Raw genomic sequence first — 21,585 nt, 5'->3', positions numbered from 1 at the left:
CGCGCTACGGGGTTGCGGGCAGGATCAGCGCGTCCAGCACCGCGACGCCCTGCCCCGCCTCTTTGATGAGCAATGGATTGACTTCGATTTCCGCCACGGCCGCGGGCGCGGCGAGCAAGGCGTCGCCCACGGCCACGATGCTGCGGCACGCCGCCGCCACGTCGGCCCGGGGCTTGCCCCGGTAGCCGTCCAGCAGCGCGTACGCCTTGAGTTCGCGCAGCATCTGCAACGCGATGTCTTCGTCGACCGGCAGCAGGCGGTGGCTGGTGTCCTGGTAAAGCTCGGTCAGCACGCCGCCCAGGCCCACGGTCAGCACCGGGCCGAAGACCGGGTCGCGGGTGGCGCCGACGATGATCTCCGCCACGCCGCGCTCCATCTTCTGCACCATCGCGCCGTCGATGCGCGCGTCCGGCCGCGCCCGCGCCGCGGCCTGCGTCACCGCCAGGTACGCGGCGCGCACGGCTTCGTCGTCCGCCAGGTTCAGCGCCACGCCGCCCGCCTCCGTCTTGTGGGCGATATCGGGGCTCAGGATCTTCAGGGCCACCGGATAGCCGGCGGCGCGCGCGTGGGCCACCGCCTCGTCGGCGCCGCGCGCGGCGCCCGCCCGCGCTTGCGGCAGGCCGAAGGCCGCCACATAGGCGCGGGCGTCGGCCTCGTTGCATGGCAGGGCCGGCGCCTCGGCCGCGGCCGGCGACGGCGACGGCGCGATGCGCTTTGCGCCGCGCGCCTCGCACCACAGCAGGTAGGGCGCCAGGGCCGAGACCGCGAGGCCCAGGTCCTCGAACACCGCCACGCCGGCCTCGCGCAGCGCGGCGCGGCTCTGGGCCTGCCCGGTGTCGATCGCGACGAACAGCCGCGGATGCCTGCGGGACACGTCGGCCAGCGCCTCGGCCATGCGGTCGAGCATGTAGCCGGGCGCGTACACCACCACGGCGTCGATGGCGGCGCTGGTGGCCAGCGCCTGCAGCACGGTGCGCACGAAGTCCGGATCGTTGACGACATTGCCCGTCACGTCCACCGGGTTGCCCACCATGCCGTAGTCGGGAATGCCGCCGCGCAGCACGGCCTGCAGGTCGGGCGGCAGGTCGGGCAGTTCCAGCCCGGCGCCGATGAACTTGTCCGCCAGGATGGCGCCCAGCGCGCCCGACATCGTCAGCACGGCGACGCGCTTGCCCGCGCTGCGATGGCGCAACGTGGCGAGGCTGGCCAGGTGCGCCATCTGCGCGAAGTCGGTGGCCTCGATCACGTTCAACTGCCGGAAGGCCGCCCCGTACACGCGCCGGTCCCCGGCCAGCGCCGAGGTATGCGACTGCACCGCCTGCGCGCCCTTGTCCGTGGAGCCCGCCTTCAGCGCGATCAGCAGCTTGCCCTGGCGTTCCAGTTCGCGGCAGGCTCGGATGAAACGCTCGCCGTCGCGCAGTTGTTCGATGTAGCCCAGCACGATTTCCGTCTGCGGATCCGCGGCCAGGTATTCGAGGTACTGCGAAAAATCCAGGCAGGCTTCGTTGCCCGTATTGATGAAGTGCGAAAACGGCAGGCCCAGCCCGCGCGCGATGGCGTACACGGCGGCGCACACGTTGCCGCTCTGCGTCAGCAGGCTGACCGTGCCCGGCCCGCTCTGCGCCGGCGCGGTCTTGAACACGGAGGCGAACGCCGTGTAGGCCTGGGTGTTCAGATTGGCGAAGCCCATGCAGTTCGGGCCGGCCACGGCCATGCCGCTTTCCGCCACGAAGGCCTCCAGTTCGTCCTGCAAGCGCGCGCCCTCGCCGCCCGCCTCGGCGAAGCCCGCGGCATAGACGATGGCCGCGCGCACGCCCCGCGCATGGCAGCGGCGCAGCATGGGCGTCACGTCGGCGGCGGCGATCGCCAGCACCGCCAGGTCCACCGGTTCGGGCACGGATTCGATATCGGGAAAGCAGCGCCGGCCGAACACTTCCCGGTATTTCGGGTTCACGGGATAGATGCCGCCGGCATAGCCGAAGCGCGTCAGCAGTTCCAGCGGCATGCCGCCGATGCGCCCCGCGTCGGCGCTGGCGCCGATCATCGCGATGGAGCGCGGATTCAGCAAGGGATCCAGGGACGCGCTCATGCGGTCTTGCCCTCCTTGTTGCGCTGGATCGCCTGGGCCAGCCCGCGCTCGCGCACGGCCTGGAATTCTTCGCTCAGGTGCGACAACTGATGGGTGTCGAAGTGCGCCGACAAGGCCGTGCGGAAACCCTGCGCGTCGGCCGTGCGGTTCAGCGATCGCTTGATCAGGCGCAGGCCGAACGGCGGCGCCTGCGCGATGCGCTGCGCCAGCGCCAGCGCCGCGGCGTCCAGCTCGGCCTCGGGCACCACGCGGTTCACCATGCCGATCCGCTGCGCTTCCTGGGCGTCGACCTTTTCGCCGGTGTAGAGCATTTCCTTGGCCTTGCGCAGCCCCATCACCCAGGGATGGATCAGCACCTCGGTGGCCGCGGCCGCCAGCGTGTGGCCCACCGGATCCGAGAAGTACGCGGTGTCGGCGCATACCACCAGGTCGCACATGTTGGCGATCATGAACCCGCCCGCCACGCAGGCGCCCTGGACCTGGGCCACGGTCGGCTTGGGAAAGTCCCAGATGCGCAGGCAATAGCCGTAATAGCGGCGCGACTCGTACTCCCAGCGCTCCTCCACCGTGAAGTCGGCGCGCTTGGCCTGGGCTTCCTTCAGATCGTGCCCGGCTGAAAAATGGGCGCCGCGGCCCGCCAGCACCACGACCCGCACCGAGTCGTCGCGCTCGGCCCGGGTCAGGGCTTCGTCCAGTTCGTCCAGCATCTGCTGGCTCTGGGCATTGCGCGCGGACTCGCGCGCCAGGCTGATGCGGCATACGGAGTCGTGCCGCTCGACGGCCAGGGTGGCGTATTCCATGGTCTCCTCGTCCTTGTTCCGCCGCGCCCTCGAAGGCGGCGCGGTCCTTTGGATTGAATTAACGCACCTGGAATCCTAAAATACAAAATATTCAACAACTATTTCCCATATCATGAACAACCTAGCCTCAACCGGCGGTACCCAAAGCATGCGGCGCGCCCTGGCCCTGCTGCGCGTGCTGGCGCAGCACCAGGAAGAAGGCATCGATCTGCAGGGCGTCATGGCCGCCACCGGGCTGGAGCGCTCCACGGCGCACCGCCTGCTCAGCAGCCTGCTGGAGGAACAGTTCGCCGAACGCGACGCGCGCACGCGGCGCTACCGCCTGGGCGTGGATTCCATGCAACTGGGGTTCGCGGCGCTGCGGCGCACGCCGCTGCTGGACGCGCTGCGCCCGTTCGCGCAAAAGCTGGCGCGGCTATCGGGCGACACGGTGTTCCTGGTGATACGCCAGGGCGATTACGCCTTGTGCCTGTTGCGCGAGGCCGGCTCGTTCCCCGTGAAGGTGTTCACCATCGACCAGGGGGAACGGCGCCTGCTGGGCGTGGGCGCGGGCGGGCTGGCGCTGATGGCCGCGCTGCCGGACGAAGAGATCGCGTCGCTCTATGCGCGGCACGCCGCCAGCTACGCGCAGATCGGCGTATCCAGCGCCTCGCTGATGAAAGCGGTGAGGCAGGCCCGCAAGGCGGGCTATTCGGAAATCGTGGACACCATCACGCCGGGCGTCTCCGGCGTGGGCGCGGCGTTCCGGGTGTCGGAGCTGACTTGGGTGGCGTTCAGCTTCGGCGCGATCAGCAGCCGCCTGGACGCGCCCCGGCGGGCGCAGATGGGCGCGCTGCTGCGCGCCGAGTGCCAGGCGTGGGCGGGGGATTACCTGGGCTGAGGAAAGGCTGCTGAAGTTCCCCCGCAACGCGGATTTTGCAGTGTCTGACACCCATACGAGTTGTTCGTTCAAGCCGAGGCAAGTGTCGCCGGGTGTCTGACACCCGGGGACACCGGCTTCAACTTGGACGAGCATCTCGTATGGGTGTCAGACACCTTGCATATCGACACCTTGCGCAAGTGCCTCCGGGTGTCTGACACCCGGGGACACCGGCTTCAACTTGGACGAGCATCTCATGGGGTGTCAGACACCTTGCGTATCGACACCTTGCGCAAGTGCCTCCGGGTGTCTGACACCCGGGAACGCCGGCTTCAACTTGGACGAGCATCTCATGGGGGTGTCAGACACCTTGCGTATCGACACCTTGCGCAAGTGCCTCTGGGTGTCTGACACCCGAGGACACCAGCGTCAACTTGGACGAGCATCTCATGGGGTGTCAGACACCTTGCGCAGGGGTCTCAGACACCTTGCATCTTCATTCTCTTCAGATGCGCTCGAAGATCGCGGCGATGCCCTGGCCGCCGCCGATGCACATGGTCACCAGCGCGTAGCGGCCGCCCACGCGTTGCAGTTCGTGCAGCGCCTTGACGGTGATGATCGCGCCGGTGGCGCCGATGGGATGGCCCAAGCCGATGCCGCTGCCGTTGGGGTTCACCTTGGCCGGGTCCAGCTTCAGTTCGCGCGACACGGCGCATGCCTGCGCCGCGAAAGCCTCGTTGGCCTCGATCACGTCCAGTTGGTCCACGGTCAGGCCGGCGCGCTTGAGCGCGGCCTGGGTCGCCGGGACCGGGCCGATGCCCATGATGTCGGGGTCCACGCCCGCGTGGGCGTACGCGACCAGGCGGGCCAGCGGCTTGATGCCGCGCTTGGCCGCCACCGAGGCGTTCATCAGCACCACCGCGCCGGCGCCGTCGTTCAGGCCCGAGGCGTTGCCCGCCGTGACGGTGCCGTTTTCCTTCTGGAATACCGGCTTGAGCGTGGCCAGGCTATCGGCCGAGATGTCGCGGCGCACGTGTTCGTCGGTATCGAACACGACCTCGCCCTTGCGCGACTTCATGACCACCGGCACGATCTGGTCGCGGAAGTAGCCGGCATCGATGGCGGCGGCGGCGCGGCGGTGCGATTCGGCGGCCACGGCGTCCTGGTCCTGGCGGCTGATGCCGAATTTGGCCGCCACGTTCTCGGCGGTGACGCCCATGTGCATGCGGCCGAAAGGATCCGACAGCGCGCCGGTCATCATGTCCAGCATGACGCTGTCGCCCATGCGCGCGCCCCAGCGCTGGGCCGGCGCGATATAGGGCGCGCGGCTCATGCTTTCGGCGCCGGCGCCGATCGCGATGTCCGCGTCGCCCAGCAGGATGGTCTGCGCCGCCGACACGATGGCCTGCAGGCCCGAGCCGCACAGGCGGTTGACGTTGAAGGCCGGGGTCTCCTTGGCGATGCCGGCGTTCATGGCGGCCACGCGCGACAGGTACATGTCGCGGGGTTCGGTGTTGATCACATGGCCGACCGCGACGTGGCCGACCTCGTCGCCCTTGACGCCGGCGCGTTCCAGCGCGGCCTTGATGACAGTGGCGCCCAGGTCGCACGGCGGCACGTCTTTCAGCGCGCCCCCGAAATCGCCGATGGCGGTACGGACGGCGGACGCGACGATGACTTCATTCATGGCAGGAGATTCCTTGAGAATTTACTATTGATGTAAGCAGCGGATCCAATGGCTTTTTTAGCAAGTGTCGACTTCCGCCCACGGGCCTCTGCATCATCCCCATTAGACCGACACTTCGTCCGTCAGGGCAAGCGCCGGCGTCCAAATGGCGGCGACGGCGCCGCGCGGCGCTCCATGCCGCCCCATTTCTTGCTGATATTTGTCAACCCCCGTCCGGCCCATGCGCGGAAACTCGAAGCCTGGAGGCGAGTCCGGCCGCCGCCCGGGCCGGGGCGCCGGAAGACGGCTCGCGCAGGCCCGGGAAGTCCTTGCCATTGGAGAATCGTCATGGAAGTGGAAGATGAAAAACTTCGCCGCCGCGCCCTGGACGCCCTGGAATACGATCCGCGCGTCGACGCCGCGGGTATCGGGGTCGCCGTCGCCAACGGCGTGGTGACCTTGACCGGCCACGTAAAGACCTACGCCGAAAAGTACGATGCGGAGCGCATCGTGCAGGGAGTCAGGGGCGTGAGGGGAATCGCCCAGGAAATCCAGGTCCGCAGCGAGTACGAAGAGCAGACCGCGGACGACCGGATAGCGACCCGCGCGGTCAGCGTGATAGGCTGGAACGTGTCGGTGCCGGCCGACGCGGTGCAGGTCAAAGTGCAGCAAGGATGGGTGACGCTGACCGGGGAAGTCGACTGGAACTACCAGCGCGCGGCGGCCGAAAGCGCCGTGCGCCAGCTTGGGGGCGTCAAAGGGGTCTCCAACCTCATCGCCCTGAACCCCGTCGCGCAGGTGAGCGACATCAAGGAAAGAATACAGACCGCGCTCAGGCGCAGCGCCGAGCTGGAAGCCGAGGAAATCCAGGTTTCGGTCCATGGCAGGCACGTAACCTTGACCGGAAAGGTGCGCAGCCTGCCGGAGCGCTATGCGGCCGAGCGCGCGGCATGGAGCGCGCCGAGCGTGCTCGGCGTGGACGACAGGCTGGAGATCGATTGATTTCATGCGACTGACCGCGCAGCCCATCTGCTCCCAGGTGCTGGCCGACCGCTACGCGGCGTCCGGCGAGTCTCTGGCGGCGCACGTCTATGCGCGCGTCGCGCGCGCCCTGGCGCAGGCCGAGCCTGCCGGGAAGCGGGCGGAAATCGCCCGCCTGTTCCTGCGCAACATGGAATGCGGCGCCATCGGCGCCGGCCGCATCATGGCCAACGCCGGAACGGACGCCCGCGCGACCATGGTCAACTGTTTCGTCCAGCCGGTCGGCGGCGCGCATTCCGCTCTGTCCTTCGACGAGGGGCTGGCGCAGGCCTGCGCGACGCTGGCCATGGGCGGTGGCGTCGGATATGACTTTTCCCCGCTGCCGCCGGCCGCGGCGGACGCCGAAGCCCACCGCGCCGCGCCGCCCGTCTGCCAGGCGATCGACCGCTATGACCAGGCCTGCACCCAGCTTCCCTGGCAGGGCAGCCGGCGCGGCGCGCAGATGGCGGTGCTGTCCTGCGACCACCCGGACATCGTCGAATTCGTGCGCGCCAAGCACGGCCGCAAGCGCTGGGGCACGTTCAATGTTTCCGTCGCGGTCACGGATGCGTTTCTCGTGGCGGTCGAGCGCGACGCCCCGTGGCCGCTGCTGCACCCCGCCGCGCCGAGCCCGGCGGCGATCGCGGCAGGGGCGGCCCGCTCGGAAGGCGGGCTGTGGCGCTATCGGGTGGATTCCGCCCGGGCGATCTGGGACGAGATCTGCCGCCAGGCCCTGCACAGCGCGGAACCCGGCCTGCTCTACCTGGACACCATCAACCGGACGAACCGCCTGCGCGCGCTGGAGACGATACGCGCGACCAATCCTTGCGGCGAACAGCCTCTACCCGAATACGGCTGCTGCGTCCTGGGCCCCATCGACCTCGGCCGCCTGGTGAAGCATCCGTTCGGCCACGCCGGCGCGCCGGAAATGGACCTGACCCGGCTCGCGGACCTGGTGCGGACGCAGGTGCGCATGCTGGACAACGTCATCGACCTGACGCGCTGGCCCCTCCCCGCCCAGGCGAAAGAGGCTCGCGCCAAACGCAGGATCGGAGTGGGGGTCACGGGCCTGGCGGACATGCTCGCGATGATGCAGTTGCGCTATGACAGCGAAGCCGGGCGGACCGCCGCCCAGGCGGCCGCCCGCTGCATCCGGGATAACGCCTATGCGGCCTCCGCGGCCTTGGCGGCGGAGCGCGGGCCGTTTCCGCTCTACCGACCCGACGATTATCTGGCGCCGGGCGGAGCCTGCGATTCGCTTCCCGGCGAGGTGCGCAAGGCGATCGCGGCGCACGGCTTGCGAAACAGCCACCTCGTTTCCTACGCGCCGACCGGCAGCGTCAGCCTGGCTTTCGCGGACAACTGCTCCAACGGCATCGAGCCCGCCTACGGCTGGACGTATCGCCGGCGGCTGCGGTTCCGGGGCGAACCGCCCACGGAAATGACGGCGGAAAACCATGCATGGCGGCTCTGGAAACGCCTGCACCCCGGGGCGTCGGCCCTGCCCGGCTACTTCCTCGAAGCAGCGGCCATCGCGCCGGCGGATCATGTCGCCATGCTCGCGGCGCTGCAACCCTATGTCGATGCCTCGATCTCGAAGACGGTTCCCGTCCCCACCCGCTGGCGCGTCGAGGACGTGCAGGCCCTGTTCATGCAGGGATGGCGGACGGGCCTGAAAGGACTGACGATTTTCCGCCCCGACCCGGAGCTGGACGCCGTCATGTCCTCCGCGCCGGAACTCCGCCCGCTCGATGGACCGCCCGCCCAGGACTGCCGGATCTGCGGATAGCGCGCCGAGGGCACGAAAGCCCCCGGCGCCCGGACCGTCAATGGGAAAACAGCACCGGCACCGTCATGGCCTCCAGCAGCGAACGCGTCGCGCCGCCCATGACCCATTGGCGCATGCGGCTGTGCCCGTACGCGCCCATGACGATGAGATCGGCGCCGGCGTCCGCCGCCGCGCTCAGGATCGCGTCGCCCACGTCCGTGTCCCGCGTGCTGCGGAATTCGTGCCTGGGCAGGGGAAATCCGTGGCAGGCGCAGTACGCCGCCAGGTCTTCGAACGGCACCTCCAGGCCGGACGCTTCGTCTCCGCCTTCGTCCAGCGTCAGGACCGTGAGCGCATTGGCATTGCGCAACAACGGCGCGGCATCGGCAAGGGCGCGGGCGGCTTCGCGCCCGCGGTCCCAGCAGTACAGCACTCGCGCGCCGACGCCCTTGAACGTGCCGGCGGCCGGCAGGACGATGACCGGACGGCCGGCGGACATCAGCACCTGCTCCACGAAATCGTTCCCTATCGCGGCGTCGATATCGTCGGTGTTCTCCTGGCTGACGATGAGCACGTCGGAACAGCGCGCGTGCTTCGCCACGCATTCGGCCGGCGTGCCCTCCCCTTGCCGCCACGATGCGGACACGCCGGCCTCTCTTGCCGCCTCGCTGAAAGCCGTCTGGGCGGCGCTGCGGCCTTTTTCATTGATCTGCCTGGCCATATCCATGGACCGCACCCACAGTCCCGCTTCGTCGTAGAAGTAGCCGGGCGCGATGTAGCTGGCGAATATGCCCGTGAGGTGGGCGTCGTGCGCCTTGGCCAGCAGCAGGGAAAACTCGATCCGGCGCAAGGTATCGGTTCCGTGATCCAGGTGAACGGCAATGCGGCGAAACATGGCTGCCTCCGCGGGAAATGAAAAGTTTCAGGAGCGATGGGTTGCGGCGCCGCCGGGGCCCTCATTCGATCTGCAATGTCTTGTTCCGGTTGCCGGCGGCCTTGGGCAGCGTCAGGACGAGCACGCCGTTCTCGCAAGCCGCCTTGGCGGCGGCCTGGTCTATCGGGCTGGCCAGCGACACCGAACGCTGGATTCGCCCCCAGAACCTTTCCTGGCGGACCGTGTTGCCCGCCTCTTTTACTTCGCTGCTTTTTTCCTTGTTGGCCGAGATCATGACGGTGTTCCCGTCGATTTCCACCGTGATGTCTTTCTTGTCGATGCCGGGAACCTCGGCCTTCAGCACGTACTTGTCCCCTTCCTCGGTGACATCGATGTCCATCCGGGGCGCCTGGTCGTCTACGTTCTGCCGGATCGGCCGAAGAAAGGCCTGGAACACGTCCGCGAAGGGTTCGGCGGAAAAGGGGCTGTATTGAGTCAAGCGCGGCATGGCTATCTCCTTGTCGGATGAGCGGCGGGCACCGGCCCGCCTTCGATCCCATATTGCTCCGCCGCGCGCCGCCCATGTTGACCTTTGTCAAGCGCAAAACGGGGACGAAAATCCGGCCGCTTTCCGCCATCCGAAGAAAACCGGCGCGAAATTGACCGGCGTCAACTCGGGCGCCGGCCGCGGCGCCATGATGGAGACATGCCCTGCGCGCGTTCCATGCAAACCAGGGCGTCCCATTCTCGGAGGCGCTGTGAAAAACGTACTTGTCCCCGTCGACGGATCGGCCAATTCGCTGCGCGCCGTGCGCTACATGGTCGATCACATCAGAGAAAACGGCCCTTGCGCCATCCACCTGCTCAATGTGCAGCTTCCCATCGTTTCCGGAACGGTACTGGCCTTCGTCGATCAGACGACCATCCAGGAGTACTACGAAGACGAGGCGAAAACTGCCCTGTCCGATGCAAAAGCGGTTCTGGACAAATCGGGAATCGTCTATCAGGCGGCGCTGCGCGTCGGCAATATCGCCGAATCGATCAAGGCTTACGCGACGGAGCAGCAATGCGACCACGTCGTGATGGGATCCCGGGGGCTGGGCGCGACGGGAAGCCTGCTGCTGGGATCGGTCACGCTGAAGGTGCTGCACACCATCCATATCCCCGTCATCCTGATCAACTAGGCCTCAGGAGAACTCCTCATGTACCAACGCATTCTCGTACCCGTCGATGGAAGCGACACCTCGGACCTCGGCCTGACGGAAGCGATACGGCTGGCGCAGTTGACCCACGCCAGGCTGAGGCTGATCCATGTCATCGACGAACTCTCGTTCGCCTTCTCGGTGGACGCCTATAGCTATCAAGCGGGCGAACTGCTGGACCTCCTGCGCAAGAATGGCGCCGAGATCCTGGAAAAGGCGCTGGCCACGGTGCGGGCGCAAGGTATCGCCGCGGATACCGTGCTCTATGAAAACCTGGACAAGACCGTGCAGCAGCGCGTGATCGCCGAGGCCGAAACCTGGAAGGCCGACCTGATCGTCATCGGCACGCACGGCCGCCGCGGCGTGCGCCGCATGGTGCTCGGCAGCAGCGCCGAGGGAATCCTGCGAGGCGCCCATGTCCCCGTACTGCTGGTGCGCGCCCCCGACGGGACGCCTTGACCGGATCGGTCCGGAAGCGACGAATCATCAACACTGCGCCCCTGGCGCCCCGGAGAGCAACCATGCGCGCGCGCGACCTCATGACCCCGGCCCCCTGCTGCGTCAACGCGAGAACGCCTGTTTCCCAGATCATGCGCGCCATGCTGGACAGGAGCATCAGCGCCGTGATGGTGCTGGGCGATGACGGCCAGCTTATCGGCCTGGTCAGCGAAGGCGACCTGGTGCGGCGGCAGGATAGCTCGCACCTGAAGAAAATAGACCATTGGCTTGCGCAACTGGCCGAAGGAGAGGCGCTGAACCTGGAATTCCTGCACAATCTGCAATTGGGCGAGCAGACCGCCGCCACCGTCATGAGCAGCCCGGTCATCACGGTGGCGGAAACCGCGGATTTGTCGCAGATCGCCGATCTGCTCCTCAAGCGGGGCATCAAGCGCGTCGCCGTCACCCGCGACGGCAAGCTGGTCGGCGTGGTCAGCCGGCGCGATATCCTGCGGGCGCTGCTGGCCCAGGAAGCGTGAGCGCGCGTACACGATAGGAAGCCGCCATGGACCGTATCGGAATCGTTTTCTATTCCCGCACCGGCACCGCCCGGGTGGCCGCCGAACGCCTGGCCTCCCTGAGCGGATGGCCCGTCCATGAAGTCAGGGACGCGGTGCCCAGATTCGGGCTGGGCGGCGACGCGCGCTGCGTCGTCGACAGCCTGCTCAAGCGCAGCCCCGACTTCCGCTACGACGGCCCGGCGCTGGACGAGCTGGACCATGTCGTCCTGATCGCGCCGGTGTGGCTGCGGTCGCTGGCGGCTCCCATGCGGGCTTTCCTCAAGACCCAGGGCCGGCTGATCAAGGCCTACTCGGCGATCTGCGTCATGTCGGGCTATGGGGGCTTTCGCGCCATCGACGACATCGCGACCCTCGCGGGCTCGAAACCCCGCTCCATCCTGCTCCTGAAGCAGTACGACGTGCTGGCCGAGGAATGCGATGCATCCCTTTGCCGCTTCAAGGAACAGACGCTGGCGGCCGCGGGGCGCGCGGGCTGGGACGACCCCGTGCTGCCCGCCATCGACTGAGCCCGCGCCCCGGCGCCGGGCCCTAGCCCTTTTGGATTACCGCGCCGCGCCCCGGTAGCCTGGCGCGGGAATGTGTGCTGCAATGAGTCGTCATCCGAACCAGGCGACATCGGCACATCGCACGTTCCCGCAATGAAGCATCCGCTCAGCGCGCCGCCCCTGCTCGACATCATCCAGTCCGCCACCGAACCGATCATCACGATAGACGAGCGCCAGCGCATCGTGATGTTCAATCCGGCGGCCGAACGCGTCTTCCTGTGCGGCGCCGACCAGGCCATCGGCGCGAGCCTGGACATCCTCATCCCGGCGCGCTTCCGCGCCGCCCATGCCAGGCACGTCAGCCGCTTCAAGGATACCGGCATGTCCGACCGGCAGATGGGCCTGGGCGGCCCGCTGTGGGGCCTGCGATCGAACGGCGAGGAATTTCCCATGGAGGCCTCCATTTCCCAGACGCGGTCCGAGGCCGGCGTATTCCTCTCCGTATTCCTGCGGGACATCACCGAACGGCAGCGGGTCGACCAGGCCTTGCGGGCCTCCCGCGACGAACTCACCCGGCTCTCCAATGCATTGCTGCACGTGCGCGAACAGGAAAAGAAGCATATTGCCCGCGAGCTGCACGACGACCTGGGCCAGACCTTGACGGCGTTGACCATGGAGCTTTCCCAACTGGAAGCCGGCTGCCCGCCGGGCGACGCCGAAGCGCGCGCACGCGTGCGCGCCATGCGGCGCCTGATAAAAAAGACCTTCGCCTCGCTGCGGCGCATCGCCTCCGATCTGAGGCCGGTCATGCTGGACGATCTGGGCCTGGCCGCGGCCGGCGAATGGCTGGTGGCGGATTTCGTATCGCGGTACGGCATCGACACCGAGGCCGAGATATCGATCGGCAACGCGGAACCCTCCAAACCCGTCGCCACCACCTTGTTCCGGATCGTCCAGGAGGCGCTCACCAATATCGCCAAGCATGCCCAGGCGAGCAAGGTTTCGCTACGGCTGCACTGCACGGAGTCGCAGTGCGAACTGACCGTCCAGGACAACGGCGTGGGCGCGGCGCCCGAAAGCCTGGCGAAGAAACTGCCTTTGTCGCTGGGACTGCAAGGCATACGCGAGCGTGTCCGGCTGCTCAACGGGGAGGTCACCATCCACACGCGGAAGAAGGGCGGCTTCCGTCTGCAGGTCCGCATGCCGGCCCAGCCCCCCGAATCGCCCTGGGGCGCACCGTGATTGCCGTCATGCTGGCGGACGACCATACCTTGCTGCGCGCGGGGCTGCGGCGCCTGCTGGAGCATGCCGGCGACATTTCGGTCGAGGGCGAGGCCGGCAACGGCGCCGAGGCATTGGAACTGCTGGCCCGGCGGCCTTGGGACCTGCTGGTGCTGGACATGTCCATGCCGGGCCGGGATGGCGTGGACCTGATCCGCCAGATCAGGAATGAACATCCGAAACTGCCGATCCTGGTCCTTACCATGCATGGCGAACAGCAATACGCAGTGCGCGCGATCAAGGCGGGCGCGGCCGGCTATCTGACCAAGGACAGCGCCGCCGAAGAGCTGGTGGAGGCGGTCCGGAAGGTCGCTGGCGGCGGCCGCTATCTGAGCCGGTCCCTGGCGGAGAACATCGCCTTTGAACGGCACGGCGATGCCGATTCCCTGCCCCATCTGTTGCTGTCGGACCGAGAGCTGTCGGTATTCCGGCATCTGGCTTCCGGCCTGAACAATTCGGACATCGCCAGGCTCCTGTTCCTGAGCGTCAAGACCATCAGCACCTACAAAAGCCGCATCCTCGTCAAGATGCACTTGCGCAATCAGGCGGACCTGGTCCGCTACGCGATCAGGCACCGCCTGGTCGATGAACAGGATGCCCCCGACCTCTGAGCCACCGGCGCCGGCCGCGCAGCGTAGGAAATTTCCTACAGCCGTAGGCGATTACAGCGAAAATCCGGCGGGTTGCGCTGATAGCGCGGCGCTTGCCGGCCACGCATACTGCTTCCAGGAACCGGCGTATCGCGGGCAATGCCTGTCCGGCGCCGGTCCCGGGACTGTCCGACATCGCGAGGCGCGGCCATGGAAATCCTCTTCGCATCCCCCCACCACGCATCGCCGCCGCCCGCGGCGGCGCCAGGCGACTGCGCCGCATGTCCCCTGGCGCGCGTCTGCCGCGCGATCCGGGACGAAGACGCCTTGCCGGCGGCCCCGGCCTTCCGCGCGCGGCGGCCGATCCGCCAGGGAGAAGCCATTTACCGGGCGGGCGATGCCTTGCAGAACCTGTACCGGCTGCGCTCCGGGTCCGTGAAGGTCCGCAGCACCAATCCATCGGGCCTGGAACAGATCACGGCATTCCCCGTCGCGGGCGCCCTGCTCGGGCTGGACGCCATCGAAACCGGCACGCACACCAGCGACGCCATCGCCCTGGAAGACTCGCTCGTGTGCGTCCTGCCGTTTTCCGAGCTGATGGGCAACTGCCGCCAGGATTTCACGGCGGCCCAGCTCTTCAACCGGCTGATCGCCCGCGACATCAACGAATGCCGCCACCTGCTGCTGGCCCTGGGCTGCATGACGGCCGAGGAACGGATGGCGGACTTCCTGATGGGAATATCGGAGCAAATGGCGGCCAACGGATACTCGCCCCGCGAGTTCGTCCTGAAAATGACGCGCGAAGACATCGCCAACCATCTCGGAATGAAGGTCGAAACCGTGTGCCGCGTATTTGCGCGCCTGCAAGTGGCCAAGTTGGTCAACGTGCGCAGAAGGCGGCTGGAGATCCGCAACATCGACGCGCTGCGGAAAATGAGCCGCGGGTGATGCGCCGCCTCTTCCGCGGCGGCGTTCGCGATACATGCGCCCGGCGGCGGCCGGGCGCGAGCCCGCCGGCGGTCAGGCCTTGCGCGCGGCGCGGCGCGCGACGAAATCCCGCACGGCCTCCGCATGCGCCGGCGTCTTGTGCGCCAGCGACTGGTAGGCCGCCGACAATTCCAGCAGCGTGTCCAGGCGCGCATGCTGGCTTTCGCGCAGCAGGCGCTTGGTAAGGCGCACCGCGTCGGGGGAATTCGCGGCGATGCGGCCGGCCAGCGCGTGCGCCGCGGGCAGCAATTCGGCCGCCGGCACCACGCGCGACACCAGGCCCCATTCCACCGCCGTGCGCGCGTCGATGGCATCGCCCGTGAACGACATCTCGGCCGCCCGCGCCATGCCGATCAGCCGCGGCAGGAACCAGGCGCCGCCGTCGCCCGGCACGATGCCCAGCTTCACGAAGCTCTCGGCGAAGGACGCCTCTTCGGCGGCGATGCGGATGTCGCACATGCAGGCCAGGTCGCAGCCCGCGCCGACGGCGGGACCGTTGACCGCGGCGATGGTGGGCACTTCCAGCGCATGCAGCGCCAGCGGCAGGCGCTGTATGCCGTGGCGGTATTCCTGGCGCAGCGCGGTGCCGCCCACCTCGGGGCCGATCTGCCGCTGCATGTCGTTCACGTTGCCGCCCGACGAAAACACCTTGCCGGCCGCGGCGATGACCAGCACGCGCGCCTCGGGGTCGCGTTCGATGCGGGCGAACGCCGCGAGCAGTTCGTCGACCATCGTGCTGCCGGTCAGGGCATTGCGGGTTTTCGGATCGTCCAGGGTCAAGGTGACCACGCCGTCCGCGTTCTTTTCGTACTGCACGAGATCCGCCATGGACCCCTCCTTTGCTGAAAGACTTCGGTCTATTGTTTCGAATGCCGGCGCGCCAGGCGCGGAACCAACACCAGCGTAGGCACGCGGGGGCCTGCCGTCCAATATTAGTTTTTGCGATTCCGATACCGGAAGCGTATCGGCGGGCCGGGTGTTTCGATACTGAATTCATATCGAAAATCAAAAAAATAATATTGGACGGCTTTCAGCCCGCCGGGGGATAGTGGGCTACGGCGCCATGCTGCGGCGCCCTGTCCGCATCGGAGCGCCCCATGATAGATACGCTGGAACTCATCGCCATTCCGCCCGAAGACGAAGCCTTGCGCGCAGAAGTCCGGGAATTCCTGGCGCAAACGCTGGACGGCCTGGCACCCGACAAGCGGGCCCGGTCGTGGATGGGCTTCGACGCGGGCTTCAGCCGCCAGCTTGCCGAACGCGGCTGGCTGGGCCTGACCCTGCCGCGCGAACACGGCGGCTCGGCGCGCGGCCACTTCGCGCGCTTCGTCCTGTCCGAGGAACTGCTGGGCGCGGGCGCGCCGGTCTCGGCGCACTGGATCGCCGACCGCCAGAGCGCGCCGCTGATCCTGAAGTATGGCACTCCCGCGCAACAGGCGTTCTATCTGCCCCGCATCTGCCGGGCGGAGGCGTTTTTCTGCATCGGCATGAGCGAGCCGGGATCGGGATCCGACCTGGCCAGCATCCGCACGCGGGCCGTGCCGGCCGCCGGCGGCTGGCGCCTGAACGGCAGCAAGATCTGGACGACCAACGCGCACCGCTCGCACTACATGATCGCGCTGGTCCGCACGTCCGGCACCGCCGAGGACCGCCATCAGGGACTGTCGCAGTTCATCGTGGACCTGTCGCTGCCGGGCGTCTCGGTCCGCCCCATCGAAGACCTGGCGGGCGACGCGCATTTCTCGGAAGTGTTCTTCGACAACGTGGAACTCGCCGAAGACGCGCTGATCGGCGCGGAAGGCGCCGGCTGGGCGCAGGTGAATGCGGAGCTGGCGTTCGAGCGCAGCGGGCCCGAGCGCCTGTATTCGAGCATCGCGCTGCTGGAATGCTGGCTCGCGCATTGCCGCGGCCAGGCCGAGGACACGGCCAGCCAGGCCGTCCTGGGCGGCATCCTGTCGCAGATGGCCGTGCTGCGCGCCATGTCCCTGTCGATCGCGGGCAAGCTGGCGGCGGGGCTCAGCCCCGCCACCGAGGCCGCGCTCGTGAAAGACCTGGGCACCGAACTGGAGCAGGCCATCCCGCGCCTGATCGGCGATGCGCTGGCGCGCCGCCCCGACCTGCCGTTCCCCCCGCCGCTGCTGCGCACGCTGGCCTACCTGGAACAGGTGGCGCCCACCTTCTCGCTGCGCGGCGGCACCCGCGAAATCCTGCGCGGCATCATCGCGCGCGGCCTTGGCCTTCGATAAGGACGACTTCATGGACAACATTTTTGGCGACGCCGCCGAACGCCTGTTTGCGCAAACCTGCACGCCGGATGTCATCCGCCGCGCCGAACAGGGACATCGGCCCGCCGAGGCCTGGCAGGCCTGCGAAGACGCCGGCTTCGGCGATGCCCTGGTGCCGCAGGAAGACGGCGGCGCGGGCCTGGACCTGGCCGAGGCGCTTCCCATCGTGCTGGCGGCGGGCCGCCACCTGTGCCCCTATCCCATCGCCCACACGCTGCTGGCGCGCGCCTGGCTCTGCCGCGCGCGACGCCCGCAGGCGACGGGTTCCATCGCGCTGGCCCCGCACGGCCTCTCGGTCCAGGACGGGCGCCTGCGCGGCGCCAACGTGCCCTGGGTCCGCACCGCGGACTACGTCCTGGCCGAGGCCGGCGGACAGGCCTGGCTGCTTCCCGTCCAGGCCGCCAGCATCCAGCCCAACGGCGTGCACGGCAACCTGGCCGCGGAGGCCTCGTGGGCGCTGGGCGACGCCGAACGCGTCGACGGCGGGTCCCCCCTGGACGTGCTGGCCGCCGCCGCCTACGCGGGCCTCATCGCGGGCGCCATGGAGCGGGTGCTGGCCATGACGCTGGACTACGCCAACCAGCGCGCGCAGTTCGGCAAGCCCATCGGCCGCTTCCAGGCCGTGCAGCAGCAGGTCAGCGTGATGGCGGAACAGGTATGGGCCGCCCGCATGGCCGCGCAGTTGGCGTTCCAGGGCGGCGACGGGCAGCCCGCCCTCCTGCTGGCCGCGACCGGCAAGGCGCGCGCCAGCCAGGCCGCGCCGCTGGTGGCCGACATCGCGCACGCGGTGCACGGCGCCATCGGCGTCACCGAAGAATACGATTTGCAGCTCTACACCCGGCGGTTGCGCGAATGGCGGCTGGCCGGCGGATCGGAGACCCATTGGCACGAACGCATCGGCGCGGGCGCCGTGGCCAGCGGCGGCGACGCGCTGTCGTACCTGCGCGGCGCACTCTACGGCAAGGTGGCCGCATGAACGCAGAACCCCGCAACGAACTGCCGCTGGCCGGCATCCGCGTGCTCGACCTGAGCCGCGTGCTGGCCGGGCCCTGGTGCACGCAGACGCTGGCCGACCTGGGCGCGGAAGTCTGGAAGATCGAAGCGCCCGGACAGGGCGACGACACCCGCGGCTGGTCCCCGCCCGACGTCGGCGGCGAGTCCACCTATTTTCTGTGCGCCAACCGCAGCAAGGAATCGATCGCCGTCAACCTGAAGCACCCCGAAGGGCAGCGCATCGTGCGCGACCTGGCGCGGCAGGCCGACGTGCTGGTCGAAAACTACCGGCTGGGCGCGCTCGACGCCTTCGGGCTGGGCTACGAAGACCTGGCCGCCACCAATCCCGGACTGGTCTACTGCTCCATCAGCGGCTACGGCCGCAGCGGGCCGCGCGCCGCCGAACCGGGCTACGACTTCGTGATCCAGGCCGAAAGCGGCCTGATGTCGATCACCGGCGAGCCCGACGGCGCGCCGATGAAGCTGGGCGTGGCGATCACCGACCTGGTCACCGGCATGAACGGCGTGCAGGCGATCCTGGCCGCGCTGCTGGCTCGCGCGCGCAACGGCCGCGGCCAGCACATCGACCTGGCGCTGCTGGACGGGGCGGTCGCCGTGCTGGCCAACGTCGGCTCGGGCTACCTGGCGGCGGGCCAGGCGCCCAGGCGCCTGGGCAACGCGCATCCCACCGTGGTGCCCTACCAGATCTTCGCGACGCGCGACGGCTCGTTCGCCCTGGCCGTGGGCAACGATGCGCAGTTCGCCCGCCTCTGCGGCCTGCTCGGGCATCCGGAATGGAGCGCGGACCCGGACTACGCGACCAGCCGGGCGCGGGTGCTGAACCGCGACCGCCTCATCCCGCTGCTGGAAGCCCTGTTCGCCGCCGAAGACACCGCGCACTGGCTGGCCCGCGTGCGCGCCGCGGGCATCCCCGCGGGCGCGGTGCGCCGCGTGGACGAAGCGCTGGACGCGCCCGAGATCGCGGCGCGCGGCATGATCGCCGACACGCCCGACGCCCGCCACGGCACGCTGCGCCTGCTGCGCTCTCCCTTGCACCTGCGCGGCACGCCTCCCCGCGAGCCCACCGCCCCGCCGCGCCTGGGCGAGCACACCGACGCCGTGCTGGCGCGCACGCTGGCGCTGGACGAGGCGGCGCTGGCCGCCCTGCGCGCGCAAGGCGTGATCGCCTGATAGTGAAGGGATAGCACCGATGCGGGAACCGATATGCAGACAGTATCATCCGTGGCACGCCTCCTTCAGAACGCCACCATGGATTTCCGTCACCTGCAGCAATTCCTCGTCCTGGCCGAAACGCTGAACTTCCATCGCGCGGCGGAAAAGCTGCACATGTCGCAGCCGCCCCTGTCCGTGTCGATACGCAAGCTCGAAGAGATGGTGGGCGTGCCGCTGTTCATCCGCGGACGCCAGGGCGTCAGGCTGACCGAAGCCGGCCTGGCGGCGCTGGACGAAGCGCGGCGCGCCTTGTTCCATGCCGAGCAGTTCCGGCAGGCCGCGCGCGCGGGCGCGGCCGGCGAAGGCGGCACGGTGCGCATCGGCTTCGTCGGATCGGCGACGCACGGCGTGCTGCCGCGCATCCTGCCGGCTTTCCGCCAGCGCTATCCGGGCGTCACCGTGGTGCTGCGCGAAGCCACGTCGATACGCATCATGCAGGAACTCGAGGAAGACACGCTGGAAGTCGGCATCGTGCGCGTGCCGGTGGCGATGGGATCGAACGTGCGGCTGGCGCCGCTCACGACCGAGAGCTTCGCGCTGGCCGTGCCCAAGACGCACCCGCTGGCGCGCCGCAGCCGCATCCGGCTGACCGACCTGGCCGATGAAGCCTTCATCATGTATACCGCGGCCGAAGCCGCCGGCCTGCGCATGGCCGCGATCAATGCCTGCCAACTGCGCGGCTTCACGCCCCGCATCGCGCAGGAAGCGGTGCAGGTGCAGACGCTGCTGAGCCTGGTCGAAAGCGGCCTGGGCGTCGCCCTGGTCCCCGCCGGCGGCCGGCGCCATCCCGGCACCAACGTGGTCTACAAGCGGCTGGCCGACTTTCCCGCGGACGCCTCGATCGGCATTTCACTGGCCTGGAACCCCGCCACGGAACGCAGCGCCACGCGCAATCTGCGCGAAATGGCCAGCCTGGCGTTCCGGGACAAGGCCGCCAAATAAACGCGGGCCGCTTGCGGCAACATGGCCCGCAGGCTTAGGATGGAGCATGGCCACGCCGCAGCGCTGCCCCAGGGCTCGCGCTTCGGCGCCGGACCGGGGTTCGACTTCACCAGCGATTCGGGAGCACATCGTGAAGACAGTTGCTGAACTTCTCAGGGAAAAGGCCAACGATTCCGTCGTGACGGTTTCGCCGGACTCGTCGGTCTTCGACGCCATCAAGACCATGGCGGAACGCGGCATCGGGGCCGTGGTCGTCGTGCAGGGGGACGCGGTGCTGGGCATGCTGACCGAGCGCGACTATGCCCGCAAGATCGTCCTCCAGGACCGCTCGTCCCGGACCACGAAGGTCCGGGACATCATGACCGATTCCGTCTACTACGTCAGCCGCGCCGACACCCGCGAGCACTGTATGGCGATGATGACCGAAAGGCACTTCCGCCATCTGCCCGTCATCGAGGACGGCAAGCTGATCGGGCTGCTGTCCATAGGCGACCTGGTCAAGGACGTCATGAGCGAACAGAAGTTCATCATCCACGAACTCGAACGCTACATCACCGGCGAACGCGGCTGACGCCGGCGGGCTCTCGCGGCTATCCCGCCGCGAGCGTCCTGAACGCCGGCACGATCAACCCCAGGCCGGCGGCCAGCAGCAGCACGAACACCATGCGCTTGACGGTCTTCATCGAATCGGCCGTGGCGTAGCGGCGCGCCAGCCAGGTCACGCCGATCACGATCGGCAGCGCCAGCACGCTCAACCACAACGACGAAGCCATGAATTCGCCCTGTCCGGTCACCAGGGTCAGGCGCACGATGGCATTGAGCGAAAACAGGATCAGCAGGCTGTTGCGGATGGCGGCCAGCGGCAGGGGCTGGCGGTACAGGTGATAGACCATGGGAGGGCCGGCGCTGGAAAACAGGCCGCCCAGCACGCCCGAGACGGCGCCGAAGAACAGGAACGACTTGCGCGACGACACGCGCGCCAGCGGTTGCGCGCGCGCCACCAGCAGGACGGCGCAGGCCAGGATGGTGACGCCCAGCAGCAGTTGCAGCAGGACGGCCATCGATCCGCTGATCCACGCCAGGGCGGCGACGCCCGCCCCCACGCCCAGCAGGCTGCTGAACATGGCGGGGCGCATCACCGACCAGTTCACCTGGGGCCTGGCCCGCGCCAGCGTCACGGCGGCGTTCACCAGGGACAGCACGCTGACCACATTGGCCACCTCGGACACCGACGCCAGTTGGAATATGCCCGACAGGCCCAGCAGCACCAGGCCGAACGCAAAACCCGTCATCGTCTGCGCATAGGTGGCGAGCGCCACGCAGGCGAGGAACAGCAAATATTGGGAAATACTCATGCTTAAGGGAAGAGCCTGACCTGCCTCGGCTCTGCCCGGGCCGCGCATGGACGCGGCATGGGGGCGGATCGACGGGGGAACGGCGCGCTGGGATCTACATTTCTTGTCGCCGGCGATCATAGCATCGGCGCGCACAT

The 21,585-nt window shown here is 68.4% G+C and carries 22 protein-coding genes; 15 read left to right on the top strand and 7 right to left on the bottom strand.

What is annotated here, in order from left to right:
- Positions 1-4: 4 nt before the first annotated feature.
- Positions 5-2,089 carry an acetate--CoA ligase family protein gene (locus AVE30378_RS06150; RefSeq protein ID WP_129239881.1) on the bottom strand — a complete coding sequence of 695 codons (2,085 nt, stop codon included), beginning with the start codon at positions 2,087-2,089 and terminating at the stop codon, positions 5-7.
- Entirely contained in the window at positions 2,086-2,889 is an 804-nt protein-coding gene (locus tag AVE30378_RS06145; protein ID WP_129239880.1) for an enoyl-CoA hydratase, read from the bottom strand. The genes AVE30378_RS06150 and AVE30378_RS06145 overlap by 4 nt, the downstream gene beginning before the upstream one ends.
- Positions 2,890-3,001: 112 nt before the next feature.
- Between AVE30378_RS06145 and AVE30378_RS06140 the strand changes: the two genes are divergently transcribed.
- Positions 3,002-3,769: an IclR family transcriptional regulator gene (locus AVE30378_RS06140; protein ID WP_129239879.1), complete on the top strand. Its 768-nt coding sequence runs from the start codon at positions 3,002-3,004 to the stop codon at positions 3,767-3,769.
- A gap of 484 nt (positions 3,770-4,253) precedes the next feature.
- On the opposite strand, the gene bktB is transcribed toward AVE30378_RS06140, so the two are convergent.
- Positions 4,254-5,435, bottom strand: coding sequence for a beta-ketothiolase BktB (bktB, locus tag AVE30378_RS06135; RefSeq protein ID WP_129239878.1), 1,182 nt, complete (start codon positions 5,433-5,435; stop codon positions 4,254-4,256).
- A 327-nt stretch (positions 5,436-5,762) separates the two neighbouring features.
- On the opposite strand from bktB, the gene AVE30378_RS06130 reads away from it, so the two are divergent.
- A complete protein-coding gene (locus tag AVE30378_RS06130; protein WP_208742358.1) occupies positions 5,763-6,416 on the top strand; it encodes a BON domain-containing protein in 654 nt (217 codons plus the stop codon).
- Between the two features lie 4 nt (positions 6,417-6,420).
- Positions 6,421-8,223 carry an adenosylcobalamin-dependent ribonucleoside-diphosphate reductase gene (locus AVE30378_RS06125; RefSeq protein WP_425265776.1) on the top strand — a complete coding sequence of 601 codons (1,803 nt, stop codon included), beginning with the start codon at positions 6,421-6,423 and terminating at the stop codon, positions 8,221-8,223.
- Positions 8,224-8,260: 37 nt separating this feature from the next.
- On the opposite strand, the gene AVE30378_RS06120 is transcribed toward AVE30378_RS06125, so the two are convergent.
- Entirely contained in the window at positions 8,261-9,097 is an 837-nt protein-coding gene (locus tag AVE30378_RS06120) for a universal stress protein (protein ID WP_129239877.1), read from the bottom strand.
- 61 nt (positions 9,098-9,158) lie between these two features.
- Complete coding sequence (locus AVE30378_RS06115) at positions 9,159-9,584, bottom strand: Hsp20/alpha crystallin family protein (RefSeq protein WP_129239876.1); 426 nt, start codon at positions 9,582-9,584, stop codon at positions 9,159-9,161.
- Between AVE30378_RS06115 and AVE30378_RS06110 the strand changes: the two genes are divergently transcribed.
- The 7 genes from AVE30378_RS06110 to AVE30378_RS06080 all read left to right on the top strand — a co-directional run bounded on the left by AVE30378_RS06110 (position 9,583) and on the right by AVE30378_RS06080 (position 14,601).
- Positions 9,583-10,260 (top strand): universal stress protein, encoded by a 678-nt coding sequence (locus tag AVE30378_RS06110; protein WP_129239875.1) that lies wholly within the window; start codon positions 9,583-9,585, stop codon positions 10,258-10,260. The two genes, AVE30378_RS06115 and AVE30378_RS06110, sit on opposite strands and share 2 nt — an antisense overlap.
- An 18-nt stretch (positions 10,261-10,278) precedes the next feature.
- Complete coding sequence (locus AVE30378_RS06105; RefSeq protein WP_129239874.1) at positions 10,279-10,737, top strand: universal stress protein; 459 nt, start codon at positions 10,279-10,281, stop codon at positions 10,735-10,737.
- 62 nt (positions 10,738-10,799) lie between these two features.
- Entirely contained in the window at positions 10,800-11,255 is a 456-nt protein-coding gene (locus tag AVE30378_RS06100; protein ID WP_129239873.1) for a CBS domain-containing protein, read from the top strand.
- 26 nt (positions 11,256-11,281) lie between these two features.
- Positions 11,282-11,803, top strand: a complete 522-nt coding sequence (locus AVE30378_RS06095; protein WP_129239872.1) for a flavodoxin family protein — start codon at positions 11,282-11,284, stop codon at positions 11,801-11,803.
- Positions 11,804-11,935: 132 nt separating this feature from the next.
- A complete protein-coding gene (locus AVE30378_RS06090) occupies positions 11,936-13,024 on the top strand; it encodes a PAS domain-containing sensor histidine kinase (RefSeq protein WP_129239871.1) in 1,089 nt (362 codons plus the stop codon).
- Positions 13,021-13,674, top strand: a complete 654-nt coding sequence (locus AVE30378_RS06085; protein WP_129239870.1) for a response regulator — start codon at positions 13,021-13,023, stop codon at positions 13,672-13,674. Before AVE30378_RS06090 ends, AVE30378_RS06085 begins: the two co-directional genes overlap by 4 nt.
- 189 nt (positions 13,675-13,863) lie before the next feature.
- Positions 13,864-14,601 (top strand): helix-turn-helix domain-containing protein, encoded by a 738-nt coding sequence (locus tag AVE30378_RS06080; RefSeq protein WP_129239869.1) that lies wholly within the window; start codon positions 13,864-13,866, stop codon positions 14,599-14,601.
- A gap of 72 nt (positions 14,602-14,673) precedes the next feature.
- Here the strand turns inward: AVE30378_RS06080 and AVE30378_RS06075 are convergent, their stop codons facing one another.
- Complete coding sequence (locus AVE30378_RS06075) at positions 14,674-15,468, bottom strand: crotonase/enoyl-CoA hydratase family protein (RefSeq protein ID WP_129239868.1); 795 nt, start codon at positions 15,466-15,468, stop codon at positions 14,674-14,676.
- Positions 15,469-15,737: 269 nt separating this feature from the next.
- Here AVE30378_RS06075 and AVE30378_RS06070 point away from each other — a divergent pair, with 269 nt between their 5' ends.
- The 5 genes from AVE30378_RS06070 (at position 15,738) to AVE30378_RS06050 (ending at position 20,664) form a co-directional block, all read left to right on the top strand.
- The gene (locus tag AVE30378_RS06070; RefSeq protein WP_129239867.1) at positions 15,738-16,886 is read left to right on the top strand and encodes an acyl-CoA dehydrogenase family protein; all 1,149 of its coding nucleotides are present in this window, start codon (positions 15,738-15,740) and stop codon (positions 16,884-16,886) included.
- A gap of 10 nt (positions 16,887-16,896) precedes the next feature.
- A complete protein-coding gene (locus AVE30378_RS06065; protein WP_129239866.1) occupies positions 16,897-17,901 on the top strand; it encodes an acyl-CoA dehydrogenase family protein in 1,005 nt (334 codons plus the stop codon).
- Positions 17,898-19,109, top strand: coding sequence for a CaiB/BaiF CoA transferase family protein (locus AVE30378_RS06060; RefSeq protein ID WP_129239865.1), 1,212 nt, complete (start codon positions 17,898-17,900; stop codon positions 19,107-19,109). Before AVE30378_RS06065 ends, AVE30378_RS06060 begins: the two co-directional genes overlap by 4 nt.
- Positions 19,110-19,187: 78 nt before the next feature.
- Complete coding sequence (locus AVE30378_RS06055) at positions 19,188-20,093, top strand: LysR family transcriptional regulator (protein ID WP_129239990.1); 906 nt, start codon at positions 19,188-19,190, stop codon at positions 20,091-20,093.
- A 130-nt stretch (positions 20,094-20,223) separates the two neighbouring features.
- Positions 20,224-20,664 (top strand): CBS domain-containing protein, encoded by a 441-nt coding sequence (locus AVE30378_RS06050; RefSeq protein ID WP_129239864.1) that lies wholly within the window; start codon positions 20,224-20,226, stop codon positions 20,662-20,664.
- 19 nt (positions 20,665-20,683) lie between these two features.
- Here the strand turns inward: AVE30378_RS06050 and AVE30378_RS06045 are convergent, their stop codons facing one another.
- Complete coding sequence (locus AVE30378_RS06045) at positions 20,684-21,448, bottom strand: TSUP family transporter (protein ID WP_129239863.1); 765 nt, start codon at positions 21,446-21,448, stop codon at positions 20,684-20,686.
- Positions 21,449-21,585: the final 137 nt, after the last annotated feature.

Source organism: Achromobacter veterisilvae, from assembly GCF_900496975.1.
In the GTDB taxonomy this organism is placed as follows: domain Bacteria; phylum Pseudomonadota; class Gammaproteobacteria; order Burkholderiales; family Burkholderiaceae_B; genus Achromobacter; species Achromobacter veterisilvae.
This window is presented reverse-complemented; position numbering and strand designations above follow the sequence as displayed.